Annotated in this window: 20 protein-coding genes; 13 read left to right on the top strand and 7 right to left on the bottom strand. The window is 44.2% G+C overall.

What is annotated here, in order from left to right; translation table 11 throughout:
* Positions 1-7 precede the first annotated feature (7 nt).
* The 11 genes from PJK55_RS08275 (at position 8) to PJK55_RS08225 (ending at position 13,237) form a co-directional block, all read left to right on the top strand.
* Positions 8-802: an ABC transporter permease gene (locus PJK55_RS08275; RefSeq protein WP_271305421.1), complete on the top strand. Its 795-nt coding sequence runs from the start codon at positions 8-10 to the stop codon at positions 800-802.
* Positions 803-820: 18 nt separating this feature from the next.
* A complete protein-coding gene (gene tagH, locus PJK55_RS08270) occupies positions 821-1,654 on the top strand; it encodes a teichoic acids export ABC transporter ATP-binding subunit TagH (protein WP_271305420.1) in 834 nt (277 codons plus the stop codon).
* Positions 1,655-1,737: 83 nt separating this feature from the next.
* The gene (locus PJK55_RS08265) at positions 1,738-2,214 is read left to right on the top strand and encodes a hypothetical protein (RefSeq protein WP_271305419.1); all 477 of its coding nucleotides are present in this window, start codon (positions 1,738-1,740) and stop codon (positions 2,212-2,214) included.
* Positions 2,215-2,231: 17 nt separating this feature from the next.
* Entirely contained in the window at positions 2,232-2,504 is a 273-nt protein-coding gene (locus PJK55_RS08260; RefSeq protein WP_271305418.1) for a hypothetical protein, read from the top strand.
* Between the two features lie 3 nt (positions 2,505-2,507).
* Positions 2,508-3,626: a glycosyltransferase family 4 protein gene (locus PJK55_RS08255; protein WP_271305417.1), complete on the top strand. Its 1,119-nt coding sequence runs from the start codon at positions 2,508-2,510 to the stop codon at positions 3,624-3,626.
* Positions 3,626-6,127 (top strand): CgeB family protein, encoded by a 2,502-nt coding sequence (locus PJK55_RS08250; protein WP_271305416.1) that lies wholly within the window; start codon positions 3,626-3,628, stop codon positions 6,125-6,127. Before PJK55_RS08255 ends, PJK55_RS08250 begins: the two co-directional genes overlap by 1 nt.
* 137 nt (positions 6,128-6,264) lie before the next feature.
* Positions 6,265-6,651 carry a hypothetical protein gene (locus PJK55_RS08245; RefSeq protein WP_271305415.1) on the top strand — a complete coding sequence of 129 codons (387 nt, stop codon included), beginning with the start codon at positions 6,265-6,267 and terminating at the stop codon, positions 6,649-6,651.
* Between the two features lie 2 nt (positions 6,652-6,653).
* Positions 6,654-8,192 carry a glycosyltransferase family 4 protein gene (locus PJK55_RS08240; RefSeq protein ID WP_271305414.1) on the top strand — a complete coding sequence of 513 codons (1,539 nt, stop codon included), beginning with the start codon at positions 6,654-6,656 and terminating at the stop codon, positions 8,190-8,192.
* A 155-nt stretch (positions 8,193-8,347) separates the two neighbouring features.
* Positions 8,348-9,463 (top strand): non-hydrolyzing UDP-N-acetylglucosamine 2-epimerase, encoded by a 1,116-nt coding sequence (gene wecB, locus PJK55_RS08235; RefSeq protein ID WP_442899500.1) that lies wholly within the window; start codon positions 8,348-8,350, stop codon positions 9,461-9,463.
* 64 nt (positions 9,464-9,527) lie between these two features.
* Positions 9,528-10,958 carry an MBOAT family O-acyltransferase gene (locus PJK55_RS08230; protein ID WP_271305413.1) on the top strand — a complete coding sequence of 477 codons (1,431 nt, stop codon included), beginning with the start codon at positions 9,528-9,530 and terminating at the stop codon, positions 10,956-10,958.
* Positions 10,959-11,170: 212 nt separating this feature from the next.
* Complete coding sequence (locus PJK55_RS08225; protein ID WP_271305412.1) at positions 11,171-13,237, top strand: bifunctional metallophosphatase/5'-nucleotidase; 2,067 nt, start codon at positions 11,171-11,173, stop codon at positions 13,235-13,237.
* A gap of 48 nt (positions 13,238-13,285) precedes the next feature.
* Here PJK55_RS08225 and PJK55_RS08220 read toward each other — a convergent pair whose 3' ends face one another.
* Both PJK55_RS08220 and PJK55_RS08215 read right to left on the bottom strand, forming a co-directional pair.
* Positions 13,286-14,530: a DHHW family protein gene (locus PJK55_RS08220; protein WP_271305411.1), complete on the bottom strand. Its 1,245-nt coding sequence runs from the start codon at positions 14,528-14,530 to the stop codon at positions 13,286-13,288.
* Between the two features lie 389 nt (positions 14,531-14,919).
* Positions 14,920-15,213 (bottom strand): hypothetical protein, encoded by a 294-nt coding sequence (locus PJK55_RS08215; RefSeq protein ID WP_271305410.1) that lies wholly within the window; start codon positions 15,211-15,213, stop codon positions 14,920-14,922.
* A gap of 184 nt (positions 15,214-15,397) precedes the next feature.
* On the opposite strand from PJK55_RS08215, the gene PJK55_RS08210 reads away from it, so the two are divergent.
* On the top strand, positions 15,398-15,895 hold the full coding sequence (locus tag PJK55_RS08210; protein ID WP_271305409.1) for a YdcF family protein: 498 nt from the start codon (positions 15,398-15,400) through the stop codon (positions 15,893-15,895).
* A 20-nt stretch (positions 15,896-15,915) separates the two neighbouring features.
* Here PJK55_RS08210 and PJK55_RS08205 read toward each other — a convergent pair whose 3' ends face one another.
* The 3 genes from PJK55_RS08205 to PJK55_RS08195 form a co-directional block, all read right to left on the bottom strand.
* Positions 15,916-17,736 carry an acyltransferase family protein gene (locus PJK55_RS08205; RefSeq protein WP_271305408.1) on the bottom strand — a complete coding sequence of 607 codons (1,821 nt, stop codon included), beginning with the start codon at positions 17,734-17,736 and terminating at the stop codon, positions 15,916-15,918.
* 154 nt (positions 17,737-17,890) lie between these two features.
* The gene (chrA, locus tag PJK55_RS08200; RefSeq protein WP_271305407.1) at positions 17,891-19,075 is read right to left on the bottom strand and encodes a chromate efflux transporter; all 1,185 of its coding nucleotides are present in this window, start codon (positions 19,073-19,075) and stop codon (positions 17,891-17,893) included.
* Positions 19,076-19,079: 4 nt separating this feature from the next.
* Positions 19,080-19,388, bottom strand: a complete 309-nt coding sequence (locus tag PJK55_RS08195) for a PadR family transcriptional regulator (protein ID WP_074036378.1) — start codon at positions 19,386-19,388, stop codon at positions 19,080-19,082.
* Positions 19,389-19,587: 199 nt separating this feature from the next.
* Between PJK55_RS08195 and PJK55_RS08190 the strand changes: the two genes are divergently transcribed.
* The gene (locus PJK55_RS08190; protein WP_271305406.1) at positions 19,588-22,272 is read left to right on the top strand and encodes an HD domain-containing phosphohydrolase; all 2,685 of its coding nucleotides are present in this window, start codon (positions 19,588-19,590) and stop codon (positions 22,270-22,272) included.
* 39 nt (positions 22,273-22,311) lie between these two features.
* Here PJK55_RS08190 and PJK55_RS08185 read toward each other — a convergent pair whose 3' ends face one another.
* Together PJK55_RS08185 and PJK55_RS08180 are read right to left on the bottom strand one after the other, a co-directional pair.
* On the bottom strand, positions 22,312-23,412 hold the full coding sequence (locus PJK55_RS08185; protein ID WP_271305405.1) for an ABC transporter permease: 1,101 nt from the start codon (positions 23,410-23,412) through the stop codon (positions 22,312-22,314).
* The gene (locus PJK55_RS08180; RefSeq protein ID WP_271305404.1) at positions 23,399-24,532 is read right to left on the bottom strand and encodes an ABC transporter permease; all 1,134 of its coding nucleotides are present in this window, start codon (positions 24,530-24,532) and stop codon (positions 23,399-23,401) included. Before PJK55_RS08180 ends, PJK55_RS08185 begins: the two co-directional genes overlap by 14 nt.
* Positions 24,533-24,543: the final 11 nt, after the last annotated feature.

The raw sequence follows: 24,543 nt of genomic DNA, 5'->3' as shown, positions 1-24,543 counted from the left end.
GAACATGATGCAATCTGCGAAAAAAGTATTACTCGAACTTTACGAGAATTTGTACCTGATTTTCAGATTGTCTTTATATGAAGCGAAAAGTAACAATAGTATGCAATACCTCGGTTTCTTCTGGGAACTGTTCACTCCGACACTCCAAGTCGCGGTGTACTGGTTTGTATTCGGATTTGGAATTCGAAGCGGCGCGCCAATCGATGGTGTGCCGTTTCTTCCATGGCTCGTTTCTGGGATTGTCGTTTGGTTCTTTATTAGTCCAGCCATCACGACGGGGGCGCGTTCTGTGTTCTCCAAAGTGGCGATGGTGTCTAAGATGAGTTTCCCAATTAGCACGATTCCGGCTTATGTCATTCTTTCGCTCTTTTATCGACATTTGGGAATGGTTTTGATTACATTCGTTCTCATGCTGGCATATGGTTATACACCTGGGCTACATTCGCTCTGGTTAATCTATTTGGTCATTTCGGCATTGGCGCTTCTTTACGCGCTCGCCTTACTCACTTCGGCCTTGACGACGATTATTCGCGATTTGCAAAACTTGCTGATGTCGATCATGCGGATGATGATGTACTTGACTCCGATTTTTTGGGTCCCGACCGGTCTATTTGCAAAAATCCTGATGATCAATCCACTATACTATTTAGTCGAGGGATATCGGTCGATGTTTTTAGGAACGTCATGGATTGCTGACAACTGGCAATACGGGATGTACTATTGGTTTATCGTGTTTGTGATTTTCTTTATGGGAGCGGCTGTTCATGTCCGATTCCGCCGTTACTTTATCGATTACATTTAAACCGTTAGGAGGTTCGTTATGAGCGCACATGTAAAATTTGAGAACGTGTCAAAACGTTATACGCTCTATCGCAAGCCGATGGATAAGCTAACGGAAATGATGACCGGTAAAGCGCGTGGTAAGCAATTTTACGCTTTAAAAGAAGTATCGTTTGAAGTGCCGCCTGGTGAAGTCGTTGGGATTATTGGAATTAACGGTTCAGGTAAGTCGACGATGTCAAACTTACTAGCCGACGTGATGCCGCCGACCCATGGTCAGATTACGTTAGCTGGCAAGCCGTCTCTTATCGCGATCTCTTCAGGTCTCAATGGAAACTTGTCAGGAATGGATAACATTGAACTCAAAGGATTAATGCTTGGGTTAACGAAAAAAGAGATTGAGGCACTGACGCCAGAAATCATCGAGTTTGCAGATATCGGGGATTTTATTCATCAACCGGTAAAAACCTACTCGAGTGGTATGAAGGCACGTCTCGGTTTCGCGATTTCAATTAATATCGATCCTGATATATTAATTGTGGATGAAGCCCTTTCTGTCGGAGATCAGACGTTTACGGATAAATGTATTCGTCGAATGAATGAGTTTAAAAAGAAAGGGAAGACGATTTTCTTCATCAGTCACTCGATTAACCAAGTCCGTGATTTCTGTACGCAAGTACTATGGCTAGAATATGGAGAAATCCGTATGTACGGTCCATCAAAAGAAGTGATCAAAGAATATAACAAATTTTTGTTTTGGTTCAGACATTTGTCAAAAGAGCAACAAGCACAGTTCAAACAATCCAAACAGACGGTTCGTACGACCGTACTATCGGAGACGGGCCTTGGGGAGACGACAATCCTCACTCGATGAAGTGGTGGCGCATCTTTTGCGAATCAACAAATGAGAGTGCCCCTCAATATAGAGGGGCCTTTTTTTAGGAGAAGGGGAAAAGCATGAGAACAGTCAAATTATTGCCGGCAATCTACAACTACTATCCAAACGTCGGTGTAAAAGACAAAGTACGATCAATCGAAAAGGCGTGGACGGTCATCTTTGAACTACGACCAACATCGCTTGATGACAAACTATATATTCAATCATTCGATCAACCTTTTAGTTTGCCGCCAAGCAAAATCTATCGAGATGAGCTATTTGTTCGTGGAGAACAAAATTTACGAATTCAGTCATCATTCCAAATTAATTCAACAGAACCACACGAATTTGAATTATTCTTGCTACAATATGATGAGCGTCGTAAGCTCGACATGGATGTGCGGACGCTCGTTCAACATGAAAATATGTATCAAGTAGACGAAACGTTTGAACTTCGTCCTGAAACGAAATTTTTAAAATTTGCGTATCGGTATATTTTGCATGACGTCAAGCCCGTCGATGTGACATTGGGCGAAGCAAGACTCGATTTTTTTTAAGAAAAGGAGATTGAATTTTGGATAGACAAATAGAAAAGAAATACTTAAATGACTATATTGAGAGTCTTCGTCTCAATGAAGAATTACTGACTCGCATCGTGGATACGGAAGAAAAACTACGCGAGATTGAACTGGAATATCAAAAGCTCGAAATGGATTATGAGCGCGTTGCCAAAAAGTATGAGGCGCTTGCGGGGTCTAAGTTTGGTCGTTTGAGCCGATCGTACTGGACTTTTAAACGTAAAGTCGTGAACTATAAAAATAAAACGAAGAAGAAAAGGAAAAAATGACCTATGTTAGATTTAGATTTTAATGCGCTACAACGAAAAGTGAAGGCTGAACTTGAACGGGCTACTGCCCGACGTGATGTGCTGAATGGGATTGTCTCTGTAAATGAGACTACACAGACGGCACGAAAAAAAATCGTTTTTGCAGGTCATGACCTTAAGTTCATTCGTCCCCTTTTATCTCGTCTAGAAGCTGAAAATCGATACGACATCCAAATTGATCAATGGTCAAGCCATAGTGTTCACGACGAATCACATAGCCGAAAAATGGTAGAGTGGGCAGATGTGATTTTTTGTGAATGGGGTCTTGGAAACGCCGAATGGTATTCACGGTATAAACGTCCACATCAAAAATTGATTGTACGTATGCATGCACAGGAGCGCAAAACCATTTTTCCAAAGCGCTTCACTTATGAAAACATTGACTCGATTGTTGCCATCTCACCATATATTTTGGAAGAGTTCCGTCGAATTTTCAAAATTGACTCAGAAAAGATGCGATTGATCACAAACTATGTAGATACAAATCAATTGAATCGTCCTAAAGATTGGGAGGATGCGAAGTTTACAATTGGTATGGTTGGTGTCTTACCATCATTAAAACGACTTGATTTGGCATTAGATACATTCGAAAAAGTATGGAAAGAGGATCACCGTTATCGCCTTGTCATAAAAAGTCGTCGTCCGGAACAAGTTGCGTGGATTTGGAACAATGCTGATGAACGATATCATTATCAGGCCATCCAAAAGCGTATAGCAGAGTCTGAGTGGTCAGGGAATGTTGAATGGAGTGGACATGGAGACGATATGGCTTCATGGTACGAGCAAATTGGCTATATTTTATCAATGAGCGATTTTGAGAGCTTCCATTTGGCTGTAGCGGAAGGCATGGCGAGCGGTGCATACCCGATTATCCGTCATTGGAATGGTGCGGAAACCATTTATAATCGTGAATGGATTGTAGAGGATTCGTCTATGGCAGCTGAACGCATCCTATCGACTCAGCCTCAGGAAGAGTCTGAGCGTGTAAAACAATTTGTAGAAAATCGATACGATATTGAAACAGTATACGAAGAGGTAGTTTCTTTAATGGAGCTCGAACCTGTCAGTGTGGAGGGTGCATGATGAATTCAACTGAAATAACACGATTGACGTGTCCGACAATTTTCTTGCCTGAACGATTTGCATTGGCAGAACATGTTGAACCGACGGATGAAATTTCGGTAAAGGAAGAGACGATTACTGCGTCACTTGGTGAAGAGGCTTACCATTATATCCTCTTGACGAAGACCCCGATTCCTGTACTTGGGGAGATGTCAATTGTATGCGGACTCGAAGGTGAAGTGTCGTCGCCTGAAGGGATCGATTTAGTCGTAGAAATTAAATCGACAAATGGTGTGAAGCGTCGTCACATCGTTGAAGCAAAGGAATCTCGTACCATTCAATTTGGGGCATTAGATAGCTCTTTCACTTTTAGCGTCAGATTGAACGGGCAAGGGGTATATGAAAGAGTCGAAGCACTTTATCAACAAATTGCCGTGTTACCTGACGAGCGAATCAGTTTACCAATTGACTCTAAACAGTGGTATGGCGGAACGTATCATGCGAATTATCGCCTTTCTGACAAGGATGGGGAACTGCAGGCGATGGTCAACCTTCCAAGTGGTAAAAAGAAATATATTTCATTCAGAGAAACGAATAATAATTATTCTTTGTTACCGAGTGAACCATTTGCAGAAGTCACGCATGAAGGATATTACGAGTTTTCCATTTTAGGATCGCGTTCACCAGATGTTGATATCATGCCGATGCTTGTCGGATACGAATCGAAGACAAAGCGTAAGGTAGAAATCGTCAACCTGATGTTCAATGGCGTGACGCGTGTCCGTCCGAATCGGGATGTAGATACGTGGCGCCTCGCCTTAAACGTGAAAGGAAGCGGAACTTTTACCATCCGCGAAATCCAACTATCAAAGATTGAAGAGGAGATTTCTGTGAATAACCAAGAGAAAGAATGGATTAATGACCATGAAGCATATCAAACGGGCTATTTAGCTCCACGAGAGCTGAATCGTATCAAAATGGGAGTCATCATGGACAAGTTCACATTTGAGAACTATCGACTCGAAGCAGACTTGTTGCAATTGCATCCGGATTATTGGAAAGAACAACTCATGACAGAACGTCCTGATCTCGTCTTCATTGAGTCGGCTTGGGAAGGAAACGACGGGCTGTGGAATAAAAAGATTGGTTATTACGGTGAAGCGAATGCGGAAACGATTCGTGCGCTCGTCGCATGGTGTAAGAGCCGAAACATCCCAACCGTCTTCTGGAATAAAGAGGATCCGGTTCACTATGATCGCTTCATAGAAACCGCTAAACTTGTCGATTTGGTATTGACGACAGATGAAAATCGCGTCCCATCCTATAAACAAGACTGCGGGCATGACCGGGTATATGCTTTACCATTCGCGGGTCAGCCGAAGTTACAAAACCCGATCAGTCTAAAAGAGGGACGAATTCCTAAAGCTTGTTTCGCTGGATCGTATTACTCACTCCATAAAGAGCGGGCGCAAGATATGGACCGCTTATTACGGGTTGCCAAACCATATGGATTGACCATCTACGATCGGAACTACGAGAAAAACCAGTTTAACTTGATGCCGAATCATCGGTTCCCTAAAGAGTTTGAAGAAAATATTGAGGGCGTCCTTGAATTTTACGAAATTGATCGAGCGTATAAAGGCTATAAAGTGATGTTAAACATCAATACTGTTAAACAATCTCCAACGATGTTCTCGCGTCGAGTGTTTGAAGGTCTACTTTGTGGAACACCAATCATCAGTACCTATTCACTAGGTGTAGAGCAAATGTTTGGGGAATTGGTGAGTGTAACAGAAGATGAAGACAAGATGGAAGAAGCTTTGCGAGAATTGATGACAAATGATGAGATTTATCACGATAAACAAGTGCGTGGTATTCGCGAGGTGCTCGAACATCATACGTATGAAAAACGTTTAAGTTTTATTCTTGATAAAGCGAATATTCCGCATAAAATTCATGTTCCTACAGTCGCTGTTCTTCAAGAAGTGAAATCTGACGATATTGATCGAATTGTAGAGCAATTCAAACGCCAGACTTATGAAAATAAAACACTTTACTTGATGGTTGAAGCATCTGAGGATATGAAGGATATTTACAAGCGTTTTGAGTCGGATGAAACCATTCAAGTCTTCTGGAAAGATAGTCTTTCGAAATACCAAACGCTCGGAAAAATGCTCCGTGAAGATTATGTCACAAGCTTTAGTCCAGAAACTGAGTATGGAGAGAATTACTTGAAAGACTTAATGCTCGCTACGAAGTACAGTACAGCTGAATTGATCGGAAAAGCCTCTTATGCGGTGAAAGAGGCAGGAGAAACTAAAATGATCAATGAAGACGCAGAGTTCAAGTATGTACCATCTCTCCAGTTTGATAAGGCTATTGCAAAAATGCATATTTTCTTAAAAGAATCGATTGACGAATCATTCAATAAGATTACAAAAGGTGAATCAACTGCTGAATACGGTGTCGAAGGATATCGCATGCTGAGTATTGATAATCAAAACTTAATTGTGCATCGTTGATTTTAAACTTTTTACGAAAGGGCCAGACTTACTTTATGTGAGGAGGTCCTTTCGTTTCATCTTTACATCTTTTGTACATCACTTCTTTTGTTTGGCATAATAAGATTGTGATATACAAAAAAAGGAGATAAAAACGTATGCGTGACATCAATTGGGAAAAAGAGTACGAAATGCTCGAGATTGAAATCGAACAAATGATGCGAAAAACATTGCTGCGATATGAGGCGTACGAGAGTCAAATCGAAGCCGAAAAGAAAAAACTAGCAGAAGCTACAAAGAAAATCGGGAAAATGGCCCGTGATCAAAAGCAAACTGAAAATGAAAAAAAAGAAGTGGAGCAAGAACTCGAGGCACAACTTCAAAAGTACAAAGGATTATTTGCCCGTTGTGAAAAAATGGAAATAGAATCAAGTGAGATGAAAAAGAAATTGGTTGAATTACAACAAGAAAATGATGAAATGCGCACCGAGCTCGAACGTTTCCAGTCTTCAATGATTTATCGGCTTTTTCGGAGAGGTGAATAAATATGGAACGACATGTTCATATCCAAGGAAAGCTAGTACAGTCTCATATTGATGAAGAAGACCAACTCTTTCTTTCAAAAAAAGAAGCTGAGAAAATTGGACATGCTTTCGAGTCGATTCCTCAAAGTGGACTTAAATGGTTATCCGTCACATTCGAATCCGAACAACGGGGAACATTATCAGTTCGTTATCTGTTAGAACAAACATTAAAGAATAATGAGATAGAAGTAACAGTACTCGAGCCGAGAAAAACAAACTGGGTAGCGATTCATCCTGATACGGTAGAAGTAGCTCTTCATTATCGTATAAGTGGAGAAGGGCAATTGAGTGTTTCTCCACTCGACTTATATGGAGAGACTGAGCCTTATCCGTTTCATATATCAAAAGCTGATACACTTGTCGTTTCCACCGCCTATCCGCATAAAGATCATCTTTATCGACATGGCTTCATTCACACAAGACTTGTCGCGTATCAACAAAATGATGTGGAGCCGATTGTATTGGTGTTGAAATCGGAAGAAAACGTAATTCGATCATATGTTCATGAAGGCATAAGAGTGATTGAAGCAGCTTCTCGATATGGTGACTGGATTATTAAAGAAAGTGGAGTATCCTCATTGCTCATTCATTTTCTTAATGAAAACATTTATAAACTCATGCAAACAATTCAACCGAGACTACCTTCGATTGTTTGGATTCATGGGGTAGAGACAGAAGCCTGGTATCGACGCTGGTTCCAGTTTTTAGACAATGCGTCTGACTTAAAGCATGCGATTGAGTTAAAAGGACGAAAAGAAAGACAATTGGAGTTGATACATCGACTTTACCGAGGAGACGATCCTTATGTATCTTTCGTCCATGTATCTGAATGGTTTAAAACTCGTGTTGCAGAAGTCGATGCCAAATGTGTCACAAGACATAGTACCATCATTCCTAATCCTATTGATGATGAGCATTTTAAATATGAGACGAAGAAGAGTGACGCTCGTTTTAACGTACTATCAATCAGACCATATCATACAACAAAATATGGGAATGATCTTGCTGTTCGCGCCGTCGAGTTGCTACAGAACGAACCTTGGTTTGAAGACGTGACCTTCTCATTCTATGGAGATGGACCATTATTTGATGACATCTTACAACCGTTGTCGGGCATGAAAAATGTGATCATTCAACAAGGATTTTTAACGAAAGAAAAGATATACGAATTGCATCAGCAACATGGAATTTTCTTGTGTCCGACCCGACTCGACTCACAGGGAGTTTCGATGTGTGAGGCGATGAGTAGTGGTCTTGTGCCAGTGACGAATGATGTCGCAGCGATTTCAGAATTTGTGGAACATGAAAAATCGGGATTATTAGCTAAAGCGGAGAGCGCAGAAGAATTAGCTGACCATATTAAACGCTTAGTGGAGAATGAGTCAACGTTTCTTGAAATGTCTATGCAGGCGAGTGAGTCCATTCGAGCTAAATGTGGGATTAAACGTGTAGTATCTGACGAGTTGAAATGGATTTCAAAAATGTCATCTTCTTGTAATTGATTCCGATACTGAAATAGGCGTATAATTCTTGTGGTTTGGCGGATAATTTTACCAACGTTTTCAGTTGATTAGATTTGATATAATCAATAGCGTATGATGAATAGCCGTTCCTTCATCTGTTCACCGATGAAGCGCGGGTAGAAAGGATTTTGTTAATGATTAAAGTAATGACAGTATTCGGGACACGTCCTGAAGCGATTAAAATGGCGCCTCTTGTATTGGAACTTAAAAAGCGTTCAGATATTGAACCTATTGTTGTTGTCACAGCCCAACATCGTCAAATGCTTGACCAAGTACTATCTCTTTTCGAAATCAAGCCAGACTACGATCTTGATGTGATGAAAGATAAGCAAACTCTGTTTGATGTAACGACACGCGTTCTTCATGGACTTGATGAAGTGATGAAAGAAGCAAAACCAGACATCGTTCTCGTGCACGGAGACACGACAACGACTTTTGCTGCATCGCTGGCTGCATTTTACAATCAGATTGCGATTGGGCATGTGGAAGCTGGTCTTCGCACGTACAATAAATATTCTCCATATCCTGAAGAGATGAACCGACAATTGACAGGCGTGATGGCGGATATGCACTTTGCACCGACTGAAACATCTGCTGAAAATTTGAAGCGTGAAAATAAAACTGAAGCAGACATTTTTGTAACAGGCAACACTGCAATCGATGCTTTAAAAACGACAGTTCGCGAAGATTATGAAAGCGATTTGCTCGGTTCAATCATGACAGGAGAAAAACGACTCGTTCTTTTAACAGCGCATCGTCGTGAAAATCTAGGCGAGCCAATGCGCAATATGTTCCGTGCTGTTCGTCGATTAATTGAAAAGTATGATGATATCGAAGTGGTTTACCCTGTTCACATGAACCCTGTGGTGCGTGAACTCGCGAATGAAATACTTCACGGACTTGAACGTGTACATTTAATTGAACCGTTGGACGTATTCGATTTCCATAACTATGCTTCTCGATCACATTTAATTTTGACTGATTCAGGTGGCGTACAAGAAGAAGCGCCATCGTTAGGCGTCCCAGTCCTCGTTTTACGAGACACAACGGAGCGTCCAGAAGGTGTGGCAGCAGGTACGCTCAAACTCGCTGGAGTCGATGAAGAAACAATCTTTGGGTTAGCAGATGAGTTGTTGTCAAGTAAACAGGCGTATGATGAGATGGCGAAGGCTTCAAACCCTTATGGTGATGGGGAAGCGTCGCGACGGATTGCGGATGCGATTATCGAACGCTTTGGATCGAACATGTAATCCGAATAAAGACTGCTTCTTGTAGCAGAGGCAGTCTTTTATTTTGTCAGGGAGGATATTTGTTATGTTGTTTAGTTCAACAATCTTTTTATTTGTTTTTTTACCACTGACCTTATTTCTCTATTATTTATCACCACGGTTTTTAAAAAATATCATTCTACTCGTTGCCAGTCTTCTCTTTTATGCATGGGGAGAACCGATCTATACCTTCGTCATGATTGGTTCAATCGTGATGAACTATACATTTGGTATATTTGTTGATCGATATCGAGAACAACGTAAAATTGCCAAGTGGCTTGTTGGAGGAATGGTACTTGGCAATGTATTACTGCTTTCGGTATTTAAATATACAAGCTTCATTATCGAAAACGTCAATCACCTTCTTGGTCTCTCACTCGATGACCCGATGATTCCTCTCCCGATTGGTGTTTCTTTCTTCACTTTTCAAGCAATGAGTTATGTGATCGATGTGTATCGGAAAGATGGAAAAGTGCAGCGCAATCCACTTGATTTAGCACTTTATATTTCTCTGTTCCCTCAGTTGATTGCAGGACCGATTGTTCGGTATCAAACAGTTGCTGATGAGATTAATGAACGCAAAGAAACGGTCGATGACTTTGCGTACGGAGTTCAGCGTTTTGTGATTGGTCTGGGGAAAAAGATGATCCTTGCAAACAGTTGTGGTTATGTAGCGGACCAAGCATTCTCACAAGCGGGAGACGATTTATCATTAGGATTCGCATGGATTGGAATCATTGCATACTCCTTACAAATTTATTTTGATTTCTCAGGATACTCAGATATGGCGATTGGTCTTGGGCGAATGTTTGGATTCCACTTCCTTGAAAACTTCAATTATCCATATATTTCTCGTTCGGTTTCAGAATTTTGGCGTCGGTGGCATATCTCTCTTGGAAGTTGGTTCCGGGATTACGTGTATATCCCACTTGGTGGAAACCGAGATGGGGCATTCAAAACCTATCGTAATTTAGCGATTGTCTGGGTGTTGACGGGCGTATGGCATGGAGCGAGCTGGACCTTTATTGCATGGGGAGCATACTACGGTATGTTCATCATGCTAGAGCGAGCATTTCTTGGGAAATGGCTTAAAGCTTTGCCGGCCTCAATCGCTTTGAGTATTACATTATTCATCGTAATAATTGGATGGGTATTTTTCAGAGCAGACAACTTTGAATATGCTTTAACATATTTACAAGCAATGTTCGGATTTGGAAAAGCAGGGATTTGGGACTCACAAGCGATGTACTATTTATCACAGTATGGGTTTATTCTACTCATTTCGATTGTGGCAGCCACACCGATTCCTAAAATGATTGGGTCATACGTAATGACCTTGGAAGAACGAAGCAGTAAAGGGTGGATTGTATTATCGGCGGGCATGTTGAGATTTAGTTATATTTCACTTGTTTTAATATTTGCCGTTGCCTATGTTGTGGCAAGTAGTTTCAACCCTTTCATATACTTTAGATTTTAAACAGCATAAGCGATGTAGATATTTTGTCTGCAACGCTTATGCTTTTTATACATAAGTAAAATGACCGAATATTTACAAAAAAATAATTGAGTTTATGGTAAATATTGCGTATCTTTAATAGTGAAGCCTGGGACAATTGTGAAAACGCTTTCTTTAAAGTCTTCTTAGGCTTTGTGAACGGTCATTAAATGAAAACTAGAGGAGGAACAGGGATGCTTCATTCTAAATCTCGCAAGTTGTATAAGGGGATACTTGCGGCTACGTTAACTGTATCGGCGATTGCGCCGGTTGCGGTTGCAGAGGCTGCGCCAGTCGCGAAAACGACAAAGTTGAAAGCCAAAATTGTTTGGAATGGTAAGTTGAGTTCAGTGCTTGATCGTACATACAAAGGACACAAAATTGAATGGTATACGTCGTGGGTTGATCCAACAAATGTCACAAGCTATCAGTCGGTAAAAGGGAAAGTACTTGGGACGAATAAATATGTGGAAAAACAAGTTCGATTCATCAACTACCCATCTGCGATTATTCCTCCGAAAGGGCCGCTCACATTTAAACAAGGGGATAAAATTAACGGGACGCTACGTACTCTTCCGGTGAAATTTGTTGATCGCACAGTTCCACAACCTGTAACATGGACAAATCTTTCGACAGATAAAATCGGGAAATTTGTAGCGACTGCTACGTATACACGTCGCGGAACAACGGTTTCTGTTGAAGTTCCGTATGAAGTTAAAGGCTACGAGTTGTCATTTATGCACACGAATGATACTCATGCTGCTCTCGATTCTGCACCAAAACGCGCAACGTTAATCAAAAAACTTCGCGCGGAAAATTCGAATCGTTTGTTGGTAGACGCGGGTGACGTCTTCTCAGGTTCGTTGTACTTCAACCAGTTCAAAGGGCAGGCTGATTTGAAGTTGATGAATTACATGGGGTACGATTTAATGGTTCCTGGAAACCATGAATTTGATTTAGGTACAGCTAACGGGCATGAAGAGTTATCTGAATTTGTAAAACAAGCGAGTTTCCCTTTTGTTAGTTCGAACGTTGATTATAGCAAAGATCAATACATGCAGAATCTCTTTAATGATGAAGTAACAACTAAACCTTATGATGGGAAACTATATGAGGGTGTTATTAAAGTGGTTGATGGGAAGAAAGTTGGATTCTTTGGTTTGACGACTGAAGACACTGCGAATATCGCAAGTCCAGGACCTATTCAATTCCAAAACTATATTGACGAAGCTAAGAAAGCAGTTTCAGCATTCGAGTCGATGGGTGTCGACCAAATCGTGGCGGTATCTCATTTAGGCTTTGATGATAATCCTGCAATTGACAATGACTTAGAATTGGCGAAGCATGTTGAAGGCATTGACATCATTATCGGAGGACATTCTCATTCGGAATTACAAGAACCTGTAGTGATTTCAGAAGGGAAAGAAGCACCGACGGTTATTGTTCAAGCTTATCAATATGGAGATTACCTTGGAACATTAGATGTAGTCTTCGACCGCAACGGTAAAATTGTGTCGCATGACGGGAAATTGATCAGCGTGAAAGACTATGAGGCAGACCCAGGAGCAACAGAACTACTTGCCCCGTACGCAGCAGAGATTAGTGAATTGAAAAATACTGAAATTGGCGCAACTACACTAGCACTGTTTGAAAACCCACGTGACAGAGGAGATGCTTCAAAGCCTAGCGTGCGTAAAAATGAAACTGCGCTCGGTAATTTGATTACCGATGGCATGTTAGATCGTGCGAAGCAAATTGATTCAGAGGTAGTAGCGGCCGTTCAAAATGGTGGAGGAATTCGAAATGAAATCAATGCAGGACCAGTTACGGCTGGTGAAGTATTGACTACACTTCCATTCGGAAACACATTGGCGATTATGTCACTCGATGGCAGTGAATTATTAGGTGCTCTCGAACGTAGTGTGAGATTATATCCAATCGAGAATGGTGGGTTCCTTCATATGTCAGGAATGAAGATTGAATTTGATTCTTCAAAACCAGCAGGTGAACGAATTGTCACTGCTCAAGTTATGAAGAATGGTTCATTTGTTGACATAAAGCCGGGTGAAACATATAAGGTGGCAACAAACTTCTTTACTGCTAAAGGTGGAGATAGCAACGAAGAGTTTAAACAAGCTTATGTAGAAGGTCGAGTAAATGACCTCGGTTTGATTGATTGGGAGATCATGCGTGATTACTTAGTTAAGCTAAAAACAGTTGAACCGAAGATTGAAAATCGGATTGTGAATATTACCCCATAACGAAAATAAGAAAGTCCATTCTGAATCAGAATGGACTTTCTTATTTGTTTAAACCCCGAGTTTTTCATGATAAAGCGGAATGAAGTCTTTTAAATTTACATTGTGGATAAATAAAACTGCATCCATATCATTCTCTTTTACATATTCACGAATCGTTTCTCCTTTATAATGACGGACATCAATCACGGATATATGTCCGAAGTGCTCAGGGAGTAATGTGAGCATTGGATTAGCATAGGAGTCTTTTAAGATTAAAAGACGGCGGTCGTTTACTGGATTGACCTGATCAATGGTAAGGAGTGGCCAGTTTCTGTGTAAAAATACAGTATACAGTTCTGTATACACTTCTTTTGATGCCAGTGGTGCCGTGTTAATCAAATCGATTCCGCATTCGCCATTAAAACATGCATTGGTTGGAGTGAAACCGTTTTTTGGTTCAAGCCATTCGAATGTATCCCCTTCTTTTACATACTGAAGAGTTGTATTTCTTGCAAATGAGCCATAGTAAGGTTGGTCATGCGTATGCCGGACGAGCTCTTCTTGAGTCAGTGGACTAGGAATGTCACTAAATTCAGATTGCATGGATTGAATCGTATCCTCGTAGGCTAATTGCGCACCGAACACATTCCAATGGTAATCGGTTTTATAAAACGCATCGTCTAGGTCCTGAATTGAGGATAGACTATTTCGATAATCGATAAAATTAATATTTTCTAATGTAGACATTTTATTTTCGATTAAATCATACATGGCGGGTGCTTCGTTTGTCATATACGTTGGTAAACTCGAATCAAACGAGTCAAGTGTTGCTTTATTCGGAGCTAAACCGAAATAGATTGGAATGTTTGCTTTATTCAAATCAGTGGCGAAACGAGTTAAATCGTCAATCAGAGGTTGTGGATCCGTCATCGTTCCAATCGGTGAGTTCATTGTCCCATTTTCAGAAACATACACCCCGTTTTTAATTGATTGCTGTAACACATCTTTTGTAAAGAATGCGTGGAGTCCAATCCATTTATCACGAAAAACGATTTGATCAGTGACGAATGATTCAAATTCTCGCATAAACGTCCCGTCTATGAGTGAAGACATTGAAATTTCAGGAGCATCAGCGAGTTCGCGATTTTCCATAACTGAAATGCTACGTTTTTCACCGTAATAAGTAAGATATGCACCAATAAAAATAAATAATAAGAACGATACAATGAAAAGGAACTGTATAAAGCGTTTTAGAATATTTAAGTCATTGTTGGGCTGTGAACTTTGTGTATTAGATAGTACAGGTTGCTGCATAAAAGCTCTCCTTTACAAAACTAATTGAAGGCGACATAGAAACAAACACCTAGAAATTTTAACATAAAATGGGCAAACTTAATTAACAAAAATATGTCACTTTTAATTTAACGTTTTCAGACGAAAATGCTATTTGAATGGCGGGACGTAACATGGTCGTGATATGCGCATAGGATTGAATAGTAAATAAAGAAACTGAATGAATTTTGCATTTTCACCCGTTTGAAAGACATCAGTTTTTGGGCTTTCTGTCAAATAACGTAGGAATTTCACATCTCTAAACAAATCGAAGGAGGACCAAAAAAATCCCTAACAGGAAAACAGACTTAAATGTATTCTGTCTATCCATTAGGAATCATCACATGTGCTGAAGCTACGCTGTTATTTAATTAATGTGGTGTAAAACGGGCCGGTCCAATCGACGACACGAGTCGGGTTGCGGCACGTAAACAATCAAGCTGTCTTGCATACACACGACTCACATCGGCGAACGCAGAGGGAAGGTGATCCGAGTCGAGAGGACCTTGTCGCATGTAAGACGATTCATTAGCTCCGAGTGGCGTCGGATGAATAACGAACTTATAGTGTGACGGGTCGAGCTCAATGACTTCAATCTCTGCAAACAGTCGCGCATCACGTGTATATAAGAAGCGGGTGGATAGCCATTTATCAGAATCAGTCATGGGTCACCTGTCCTCCCTTCAAAGTCTCATTACCATTATCATAAAACATTTTTTGGATATTTGGAATCTTATTTCATATTAATCCCAATACATTTACTTAAATTTGTAAAAGTGCCGAATCCGTGCATTCGTTTCTTTCTTTAGAGTATGGTTAAAAGAGAAAGTATGAAAAGTAGGTGACCACATGAGAACGAACGCAACGGGGGATTATCGCTTCGTATTGATTCTTGGAGCAAAAGTCAACGGCACCTCTCCATCGAGAGCGCTCCGACATCGGATTGACGTCGCTGTCGCCTATGCGAAGGCGCATCCGTACGTAGAACTCATTGCGACAGGAGGAAAGGGTCCTGACGAAGAGATGGCCGAGGCGCTTGTGATTGAACGAGAACTGATGGCATGTGGCATTGAACCACACCGGATCCATGTCGAAGCAACCTCTACCTCGACAATCGAGAACTTTCAGCACAGTCGACCGTTTTGGGAAGGCGAGACAGGTCTCACCATCGTGACGAATGACTTTCATGTCCCGCGGGCCCGTCTCATTGCGAAGCTCTATTTCCAACTTGAGAGCGATGCCCTATATGCACCGACTCCGCCGCTGGCAAAAGGGCGATACGTGATCCGTGAGGTGTTAGCTTATGTGAAACTACTTGTCCGCTATCTGTTCAAAGAAAAAAACTAGGCTCTTGCATCCGCAAGAGCCTAGTTTGATTGACAGCCGATTTCTTGATTTAAAACCTCACCGAACGCTTCGGCGCCTTCCACATTCAGATGGACGCCATCGCTCTCGAAATAAGATTCCTTCCCGACGGATTGACCATGCCAGTCGATGAGGGAGACGTTCTCATGAAGTTCGCTAGCACGAGCGAGTTTCTCATTGACCTCGCTCTCCCACGGACGAGGGACGCGGGTGTTGATTAAATAAATATGGTCCGCGCGCTCGAACTGTTTGAGGAGCGTGTCGAGTTGTTCCATTTTGAACGCCCCGTTCGTTCCGAGGTGAAGGAAGACGACATGACCTGGCGCATTATACGATGCATACTGAGATGCAACAGGGATGGCATCGCGGACTTGGCGCCCGATTTCAGCATCAATGGTCATATTCGGAAACGCATCTGCCAAGTACTCGTTCAACCCGAGCATGACCGAATCACCGATCGCAAGGGCCGGTGGACAACTCTTTTCTTCTGGCGTTTCAGTTGCTGGAGGCGTCACCTCTGTGGTCGCTTCTTCCGAATCATCTGTTTCAGGTTCTTTCGGCACGTCAGGTGTCTCTTCCTTTGGCATCGGTACTTTCACAATCGGAATCTCATCTTGTGCCGGCTTCGATTCAGAGAAGGCCAAGATGGTCAAGTTGCCGACGAGTACGAGTGAGAGTGCCGTCGCGCAAGCCGTAGCCGCGAAACGGGCACTTGGATGCGTCGGTGTCGAGACGAGTTGACGGAACGAGGCGATAAATCCGTCCCGACGAATCGGTGTCTCAATAAAGCGATATGACAATTCGGCGATCAACAACGTGAGCGCGACCTGACCGACCGCAAGGAGCGGTGAAAACGTTCCAAGTCGTTCGAGCGGTGTCGACAAGATGATGATCGGATAGTGCCATAAATAAATCCCGTACGTTCGCGTACCGATCACACGAAGCCAAGCGCTTCCAAATAGGCGTGACCAGATTGTCGCCGGATGGGCGACCGCGGCAATCAAGATTGCGGACAAGAAGGCGACGAGCAAGAAGCCACCATAATAGAGGAACGCGTCATACGCATTCACCGTGGCGATGATTCCGACGATTACGATGAGAGAGATCGCACCAGCCACGTTCAAAATATGTCGTCCGATGTTTGGGATGACCGCTTTGAACGTATCTGGTCGCCAGCCGAATGCGAGCATGGCACCCATGAGCAGACCGAACAGGCGTGTATCTGTCCCGTAGTAGACACGGCTTGGGTCCGCTTCTGGAACGTAACGGAACGCCATCCATGTCGCGGAGACGAGTAAGAGCGCTGCGACCAATTGAAGCAATCGTTTCCGGAAAGCGAGACCGACGAGTAGAATGAGCGGCCAGACCGCGTAAAACTGTTCCTCGATGGAGAGAGACCACAAGTTTTGAAGCGGTGACGGTTTCCCGAAGCTCTCGAAATATGACACTTCATGGAAGATGTACCACCAGTTGTTCACGTAAGCGAGCGCGGCGAGTGAATCTTGCCGAACTGTATCAAGCAACGAGCGGTCAAAGAGCGTGACGTATGTCATCACGAGAGACAACATCAAGACGAGCGCCGGGAGCAAGCGACGGAAACGGGCGATATAGAATCTTTTTAAGTCGATTGTGCCGGTCTTCGTCCACTCTCGAATGAGAATACCGGTAATCAAATAACCGGACAGGACGAAGAAGACATCGACACCGAGGAATCCCCCGGATATGTAAGGTACGTTTAAATGATATAAAATGACAGCCAAAACGGCGAACGTGCGTAAGCCGTCCAGACCGGGCATATACGTTGTATGTTTAAGTGGTTTCATGCCCCCACTTCCTTTCTAGTCAAAGCGGACATTTCCCTTTTTTTAGAATCCATTCTTCAGTATAACGAGTGGGGGAGAGGGAATGGTTTCAAAAGATTAACAATCAACTAAGCGAAAAAGTCCACAAAAAAAGGGACACAAGGTCCCTTAGTGATTACACCATATTGATCAACATTCCACCTATGACGCCAGCGATGACGAGTGCCCAAGGTGGTAATTTCCAGTAGGCGATCATGACGAACAAGAAAGCGGCAAAGACGAAGTCGACCGCACCGTTGACGGTACTTGTGAAGATTGGGCTATAAAATGCCGCAATCAAAATACCGACGACCGCAGCGTTCACCCCAATCAAGGCTCCAGCGACTTTCGGGTTGTGTCGAAGCGCATCCCAGAACGGGAGTGCCCCAAGGATGAGCAAGAACGCCGGTAAGAAAATAGCGACCGTCGCCAAAATCCCACCCGGAATCCCATTGATGACTGTCCCGAGGTAAGAAGCGAAAGTGAACAATGGTCCCGGAACGGCCTGGGCGGCACCGTATCCTGCGAGGAACGCTTCTTCACTTAAGAAACCTGCTGGGACGAGTTCACGCTCGAGAAGCGGCAAGACGACGTGCCCGCCACCGAAAACGAGCGCACCGGCGCGATAAAAACTATCGAACAAGGCAATCGCCTGGTTTTCAAACGTTTCCCGTAAAATCGGTAAGATGACGAGAAGTGCCCCGAATACCGACAGCAAGACGGCGCCGAGCCGTTTTGAAATTGGGAACGTGCTTGATTTTGCATCGAGACGATCTGGCTTGAACAACAAGAACCCAGCGACGGCAGCGACGAGAATGACGAGCACTTGGCTGAATGTCGTCTGCCAAAGCAATACGCCGGCAAGTGCGAAGAAGGCGATTGTCTTCGTCTTTGGATCAGGTGTGAGCTTACTCGCCATGCCTAAAATCGCATGGGCGACGATGGCGACAGCAACGACTTTCAAACCGTATAACCAACCGGCATCAGAGACGTCGAGACCGGATAGGACCAAAGCAAACAGCATGAGGGCGATGACCGACGGGGTCGTGAAGCCGATGAACGAGGTGATGCCACCTAGTATCCCACCGCGGACGATGCCGATTCCAATCCCGACTTGTGAACTCGCGGGACCGGGCAAGAATTGACATAAGGCGACGAGGTCGGCATATGCCTTCTCATCCATCCATTTGCGCCGTCTCACATATTCCTCATGGAAATAGCCAAGGTGGGCGACCGGTCCGCCGAACGATGTCAGCCCGAGTCGGGTCGAAACGAATAAAATCTCTAGTAACGTCTTGAACGTCACACGTTGTGTCGTCATACCTTCACTCCTTAATCTCTTTGAATAACTCATAAGCTTTTTGACGGGCTTCTTGTAAAACCGAGAGCCCTTTTTCGGTCGTCACATAATTTTTTCGGACGTGCCCATCGACGGTCTCATTTTCACGGACGAGGAGACCATCCTTCTCCATCCCATGTAAAATCGGATAAAGCGTACCGGCACTGATTTCATAACCGTGCTCTCGTAGTTCATCGACCATCCATGCCCCGTATACCGGATGTTCAGCGGCATGATGCAAGATATGGATGTGGATAAATCCGAGGAACAGCTTCCGCAAAACGCGGTCTTCCATCCATGTCACCCCCTGTTATCGAAGTTCGATATCGATTTTCGAAATCAGTCTAACAGACGAGTGAGAAGGAGACAAGCACGCTGTCTGCAGTTTACGAAAACTTATAATAAGAAGATGGGAATGAGTTCGGAAAAAATAGGGAATCTATCACAAATGAGGTAAACTAGGTATTGAGTTTAATTGCTGAGGAGGAAGTGACGTGACAAACCCAATGCATTCTTCATACGATACATTGTTGCGTTATATGCCCCAAGGCTACGTCGAGTTTAAAGTGATTTACGACGACGCTTCGGAGCCGATTGATTACGAATTTTTTGAAGTGAACCCTGCCTTCGAAAAGATGATGAAAGGGAAACGGAAACATTTTATCGGTCAGAAAGTGTCAGCGGCATTGAAGGATTTTGAATATAGCGAGCGGGAATGGATGATTCAAGTGGCACGGGTAGTCAGCGATGGCGGTACGGTGACGTTTGAACACTTCTCTCGCCGCAATAAATCGTGGTACGAGATGTCCGTCTTTAGTGAACGAAAAGGCTTTGTCTCTGTCATGTTCCATGACATCACGCGACATGTACAAGAAAACAATGCCTTGAAGCAACTTGTGAACGTGTCGCATCGTTTCGTTTCCACCGGTAGTGATTTGTTGATGAACCAACAGTTCCTTGACCAGATTCGCGATTTCACTGGGGCGAAAGCGGTCGCACTCAATTTGATGGAAAGCGACGGAGAGACGTATACGACGGTCGCCTTATCCGGCATCGATGAGATGTTAGAACGAAGTCTCGATGTGTTAGGGTTTCATCCGGTCGGGAAGAAGTGGCCGATGACCGCCCAGCGCCGGGAACTGTTCAATCGACCGAATCCGCTCGTCTTCGATGGAATTGATCCATTGATTGATGGAGTCTTACCCAAACGACTTGTCAAAAACTTGCTACGCATCTTCTCGCTTGGAGAGGTCGTCCTCTTCAAAATTGAGAAGGATGGGATACTATATGGAGATTTGACGATTGTGATGCAAGAAGGGAAAGTGGCGAATCGACTTGGTCTTGTCGAGTTGTATCTTGTCCATGTGCTCGAGCAGTTAGTCAAAGCGGATCACCAAGTCGGGGAAACGAAAAAATCTATGTTTGATGGTTTTGCGACACTTGACTTGGAATGCATCATGGCGCTCAATACGCGTCAAGTCTTACATTTAAATGAAACGTGGGAGCGGGTGCTTGGATATTCATTAGAACAACTTGAAAATATGGATTTCCTCCGTTTGATTCATCCAGACGATGATGTCATCACAGAAGCTGCTTTTGCAGAACTCGAGGAACGGGGCGAGTTGTTCCGTTTCGTCAATCGCTTCCGGACGATTGATGACACATATCGTTCAATCGAGTGGCATTGTAAACTTCAAGGGAACTATATTTACGCTGTCGCGAAAGATGTGACGGATCGCGTTCAGTTGGAAGAAAAATTGGCCGAACGGGACCGTTTGTTGACGAAGTTGTCCGACCAGATCCCAGGTGCCATCTATCAGTTCGAGTTGTTGCCGGATGGTAGCTTCAATTTCCCATTCTTCAGTCGAGGTTTTGAGGACATGATCGGAATCTCTGCGGAAGAAGTACAAGCAGACGCAGGTCTCGTCTTCCGTCGGATGCATCCCGATGACTATCCTCACGTCATGCAGTCGATTGATGAATCGTATCGGAACTTGACGATTTGGGATGCCGAATTTCGCGTATTGACCGAAGATGGCCGAACGATTTGGATTTTAGGGTCGTCCCGACCAGAGAAGATAGCGGAAGGTCATGTATTGTGGCACGGCTATATCGGAGATGTTACGGAGAAGAAGACATACGAGAAAGAGATCGAGTATCTCAGTTATCACGATCAGTTGACAGGTATCAAAAACCGACGTTACTTTGAAGAAGCGCTGGAACGTTATGACGACGATTCGTTTTATCCATTGTCACTGATTGTCATTGATATTAACGGACTGAAATTAACGAATGATGCGTTCGGACATTTGGTTGGCGATCAGTTGCTTGTTGAAGCGGCGAATATTTTAAGAAATGAATTGCGTTCCAAAGATGAAGTCGCACGAGTCGGAGGTGATGAGTTCGTCATCATCTCCCCGAACACGACACTCGATGAGGCGAAACAACTATCAGACCGTCTTGGCCGTCTCTTCCACGAGCAGACGGTTGAAGGGTTACCCATTTCTGCGTCGTTCGGTGAAGCGGTCAAACACGATTCGAATATCGAATTGACCGAAGTGTTCAATTTAGCGGAAGATCAGATGTATCACCATAAAGTATCTGAAAAGCAGAGTCGACGTCACCATTCCATCCAAATCATCATGCGTACGCTTTACGAGAAAATCCCACGCGAAGAAGCGCATTCTCAACGTGTCGCCAATTTGGCAGAACAGCTTGCGAAAGCAATGGGCTTCACAAGTGCTGAAGTGAATGAAATCCGTACAGCCGCCATCCTTCATGATATTGGAAAAGTGGCAATCAGCAATGATATTTTAGATAAACCAGGTACCTTAACTGAATCCGAATGGTATGAAATCAAACGGCATCCTGAGATTAGTTATAATATTTTAAGCACGGTACCTGAGTATGTCTCATTATCTGAAATTGTTTTGGCGCACCATGAGCGATGGGATGGGAAAGGATATCCGAAAGGGATCAGTGAATATGAGATTCCGCTCGCTTCCCGCATCATCTCAATCGCCGATACGTTTGATGTGATGGTGACGGGTCGTCCTTATCGGCAGGCGAAGACGATTGATGAGGCGCTTGCCATCATTCAACAAGAGGCGGGCAAGCAGTTCGACCCGACGCTCGTCGATGTCTTCTTTGAAAAAGTCGTCCCAACCCTACAACAATAAACAAGCGAGTCCTCTCTTATTTTGGGAGGACTCGCTTTTTCAAACGGTGAGTGGACGCTTCTTCAAGACGAGAACCGTCAACAAGAAGACGACGGCGGTCATACCGATCATGACGAGAATGGAGAGGAACGGAAACTGTCCTTCGTACATCGTGATGACCCCGTTATTTAGCCAATAGGTCGGCAGGAAACGTCCGACAATCTTCAATGAATCTGGTAACCAAAGCAGACTGATGAATGCGCCTCCGGTGATGGCCGATGCCATCGTGACCGAAATTTGAAAAATGTTCGCTTTCTCTCGATTCGTCGCAAATACCGCGATGAGGCCACCGAATGCCAGACAGACGAGCAGATAGGCCGAGAACAATGCGAAGACGGTCGGGAGATGGGTCCACACGTCTTGACCGTAAAGCGCGAGACTCACGCCAATCAACAGCATGACATAGACGAAGCCGACGAGATAGAAGGCGAGAAGAAGTGATGCGAAATACCGCCGTGGTGACACCGGTGAGGCGAACAGGCGGGCATAAATCTTCTCGTCCCGGTCATCCGCGACAAACATCGGGATGAACTGGAGGAACGTCGACATCATGATGAACGACAAGAGACCGAAAAACGCTTGTGTGCGTGCGGTCGTCGCGACGCTCTCTTGGAACGGTTCACTAGAGAGCGTGTATCCGTTATCTGTCTCCTCGGTCGCGAGTTGGGTGAATGTGGCTTCGTCATATTCACTCGCCTCAAGAAGCTGGCGTTCACGTGACAAGTGGCCGTTCAATGCCTGTTCGACTAAAGAAGCGTCACTGCCGGCGATTGCGGAGAACGAGAGGCGAGGCATATCGCCGTTGAACGATTGTTCTGTAAACTCTTCAGGAATGAGAAGCACAATGTCTTCTCCTTCTAACAAGACGTCTTCGCCACTCGTCTCGAGCAGGGTGACGCGACCGAAGCGCTCGGCTTCTTCAATGAGGCGCTCGGCGAGAATGCCCTCATCCTCATCGACAATGCCAATCGACGCATTGAGACTCGACGTCCCTCCGACAAAGGAGAGGATGAGCGCAAACCCGAACATCGAAACAAACGTGAACACCCAGAGCCCTTTCTTTCGGAGCATCCGTTTGGCGACGTGCCTAATGAGTACCATGACGTCTCACCCCTTTCGATAGAAGATAGCTGAGTGCGATGAAGATAAGTAAATGAATCCCGAGTAAACCGAGGCTTTCCCAATAAATGCTCATGTCGCCTTCACGAAGCATGACGGCGAGCATCCCGTCTCGCATGAAAATCGGCATGAACACATACGCGGCCCATGGCGCATAGTTCAGCGTCACTTGATCGAATCCGGGGACGTAGCCCCCTGATAAGATCATGATGATGGCAACAAATCCGTTGACGACCGCATCTTTTGTCGTCGTACTCAACTTCGGCAGGTTGACGATGACAAATCCGACAGCGACCCCATACGCGGTCAAGGCGAGCCAGGCAAGAATCAAATAACCGAACTGGATATTTGCCAAATCAAACGTCCGATAGACGAAATGACTGAACCAGAACAACAAGATGAGCTGAAGCAAAATAATGACGTAGCGGCTGAACGTCCGTGCGAGCCGATATTGGACCGTTCGGACAGGAGCGGCTTGAATCCGTAGATAGCTACCCGTGTTCGGCTGTTCTTCTCGTGCCATCGCCGTGATATAGAACGACCCGAACAGAGCGGTCATGATGGAGATGGTGACAGTGAAGTATTCAAGCGATGTCGGAGTCCGCCCCGCTAAATCGACGCTCTCTGTATCAAGCCACGCCTCATTCTCATACGGGGCCGAAAGACCGGACTCCGCGAGCGTAATCTGTTGGTTGGCGATTGCCGTATACTGACCGAGAATGGCTTCAAGGACGTCAAACTCGACGGTCGTCGGTTCTTCGTATAACAGCGTGAGGTCACTGCCGTCGAGCCGTAAGATGACGTCTGCATCCCCATCGTTCACCCCTTGTTCGGCTGACGCGATGTCTTCATAAGGGACAAGGCGGATGAACGCCTGAATGTCTTCGTCGTTCAAAAAGTTCTCAAGCGGTTCACGATACTGATCGGTCGATGCTTCGACGTACGCGACGTTCGTGACAGGGAGTTTGAACGTGTCACTGAAGACGGCAGATAGCATCGTCCCGAGTCCGAAGATAAGGATGAGCGGGAAGAGGAGCATCCAAAAAAGTGTCGCACGATCCCGGAGCCGCTGTTTCACATCATATTTGATAAATGTCCACATGAAAGGGCCTC

Origin of the sequence: Exiguobacterium sp. MMG028, from assembly GCF_027947425.1 — a bacterium.
Lineage (GTDB): Bacteria > Bacillota > Bacilli > Exiguobacteriales > Exiguobacteriaceae > Exiguobacterium > Exiguobacterium aestuarii_A.
The sequence above is the reverse complement of the archived record's forward strand: the minus strand, read 5'-3'. Positions and strand labels throughout refer to the sequence as shown.

Coding starts and splice junctions, on each gene's coding strand:
- PJK55_RS08240 (WP_271305414.1), top strand. CDS start 6,654: ATGGAACGACATGTTCATATCCAAGGAAAGCTAGTACAGTCTCATATT.
- wecB (WP_442899500.1), top strand. CDS start 8,348: ATGATTAAAGTAATGACAGTATTCGGGACACGTCCTGAAGCGATTAAA.
- PJK55_RS08205 (WP_271305408.1), bottom strand. CDS start 17,736: ATGAAACCACTTAAACATACAACGTATATGCCCGGTCTGGACGGCTTA.
- PJK55_RS08210 (WP_271305409.1), top strand. CDS start 15,398: ATGAGAACGAACGCAACGGGGGATTATCGCTTCGTATTGATTCTTGGA.
- PJK55_RS08255 (WP_271305417.1), top strand. CDS start 2,508: ATGTTAGATTTAGATTTTAATGCGCTACAACGAAAAGTGAAGGCTGAA.
- PJK55_RS08220 (WP_271305411.1), bottom strand. CDS start 14,530: ATGCAGCAACCTGTACTATCTAATACACAAAGTTCACAGCCCAACAAT.
- PJK55_RS08250 (WP_271305416.1), top strand. CDS start 3,626: ATGAATTCAACTGAAATAACACGATTGACGTGTCCGACAATTTTCTTG.
- PJK55_RS08275 (WP_271305421.1), top strand. CDS start 8: ATGCAATCTGCGAAAAAAGTATTACTCGAACTTTACGAGAATTTGTAC.
- tagH (WP_271305420.1), top strand. CDS start 821: ATGAGCGCACATGTAAAATTTGAGAACGTGTCAAAACGTTATACGCTC.
- PJK55_RS08195 (WP_074036378.1), bottom strand. CDS start 19,388: ATGGAAGACCGCGTTTTGCGGAAGCTGTTCCTCGGATTTATCCACATC.
- PJK55_RS08245 (WP_271305415.1), top strand. CDS start 6,265: ATGCGTGACATCAATTGGGAAAAAGAGTACGAAATGCTCGAGATTGAA.
- PJK55_RS08265 (WP_271305419.1), top strand. CDS start 1,738: ATGAGAACAGTCAAATTATTGCCGGCAATCTACAACTACTATCCAAAC.
- chrA (WP_271305407.1), bottom strand. CDS start 19,075: ATGACGACACAACGTGTGACGTTCAAGACGTTACTAGAGATTTTATTC.
- PJK55_RS08215 (WP_271305410.1), bottom strand. CDS start 15,213: ATGACTGATTCTGATAAATGGCTATCCACCCGCTTCTTATATACACGT.
- PJK55_RS08230 (WP_271305413.1), top strand. CDS start 9,528: ATGTTGTTTAGTTCAACAATCTTTTTATTTGTTTTTTTACCACTGACC.
- PJK55_RS08180 (WP_271305404.1), bottom strand. CDS start 24,532: ATGTGGACATTTATCAAATATGATGTGAAACAGCGGCTCCGGGATCGT.
- PJK55_RS08185 (WP_271305405.1), bottom strand. CDS start 23,412: ATGGTACTCATTAGGCACGTCGCCAAACGGATGCTCCGAAAGAAAGGG.
- PJK55_RS08225 (WP_271305412.1), top strand. CDS start 11,171: ATGCTTCATTCTAAATCTCGCAAGTTGTATAAGGGGATACTTGCGGCT.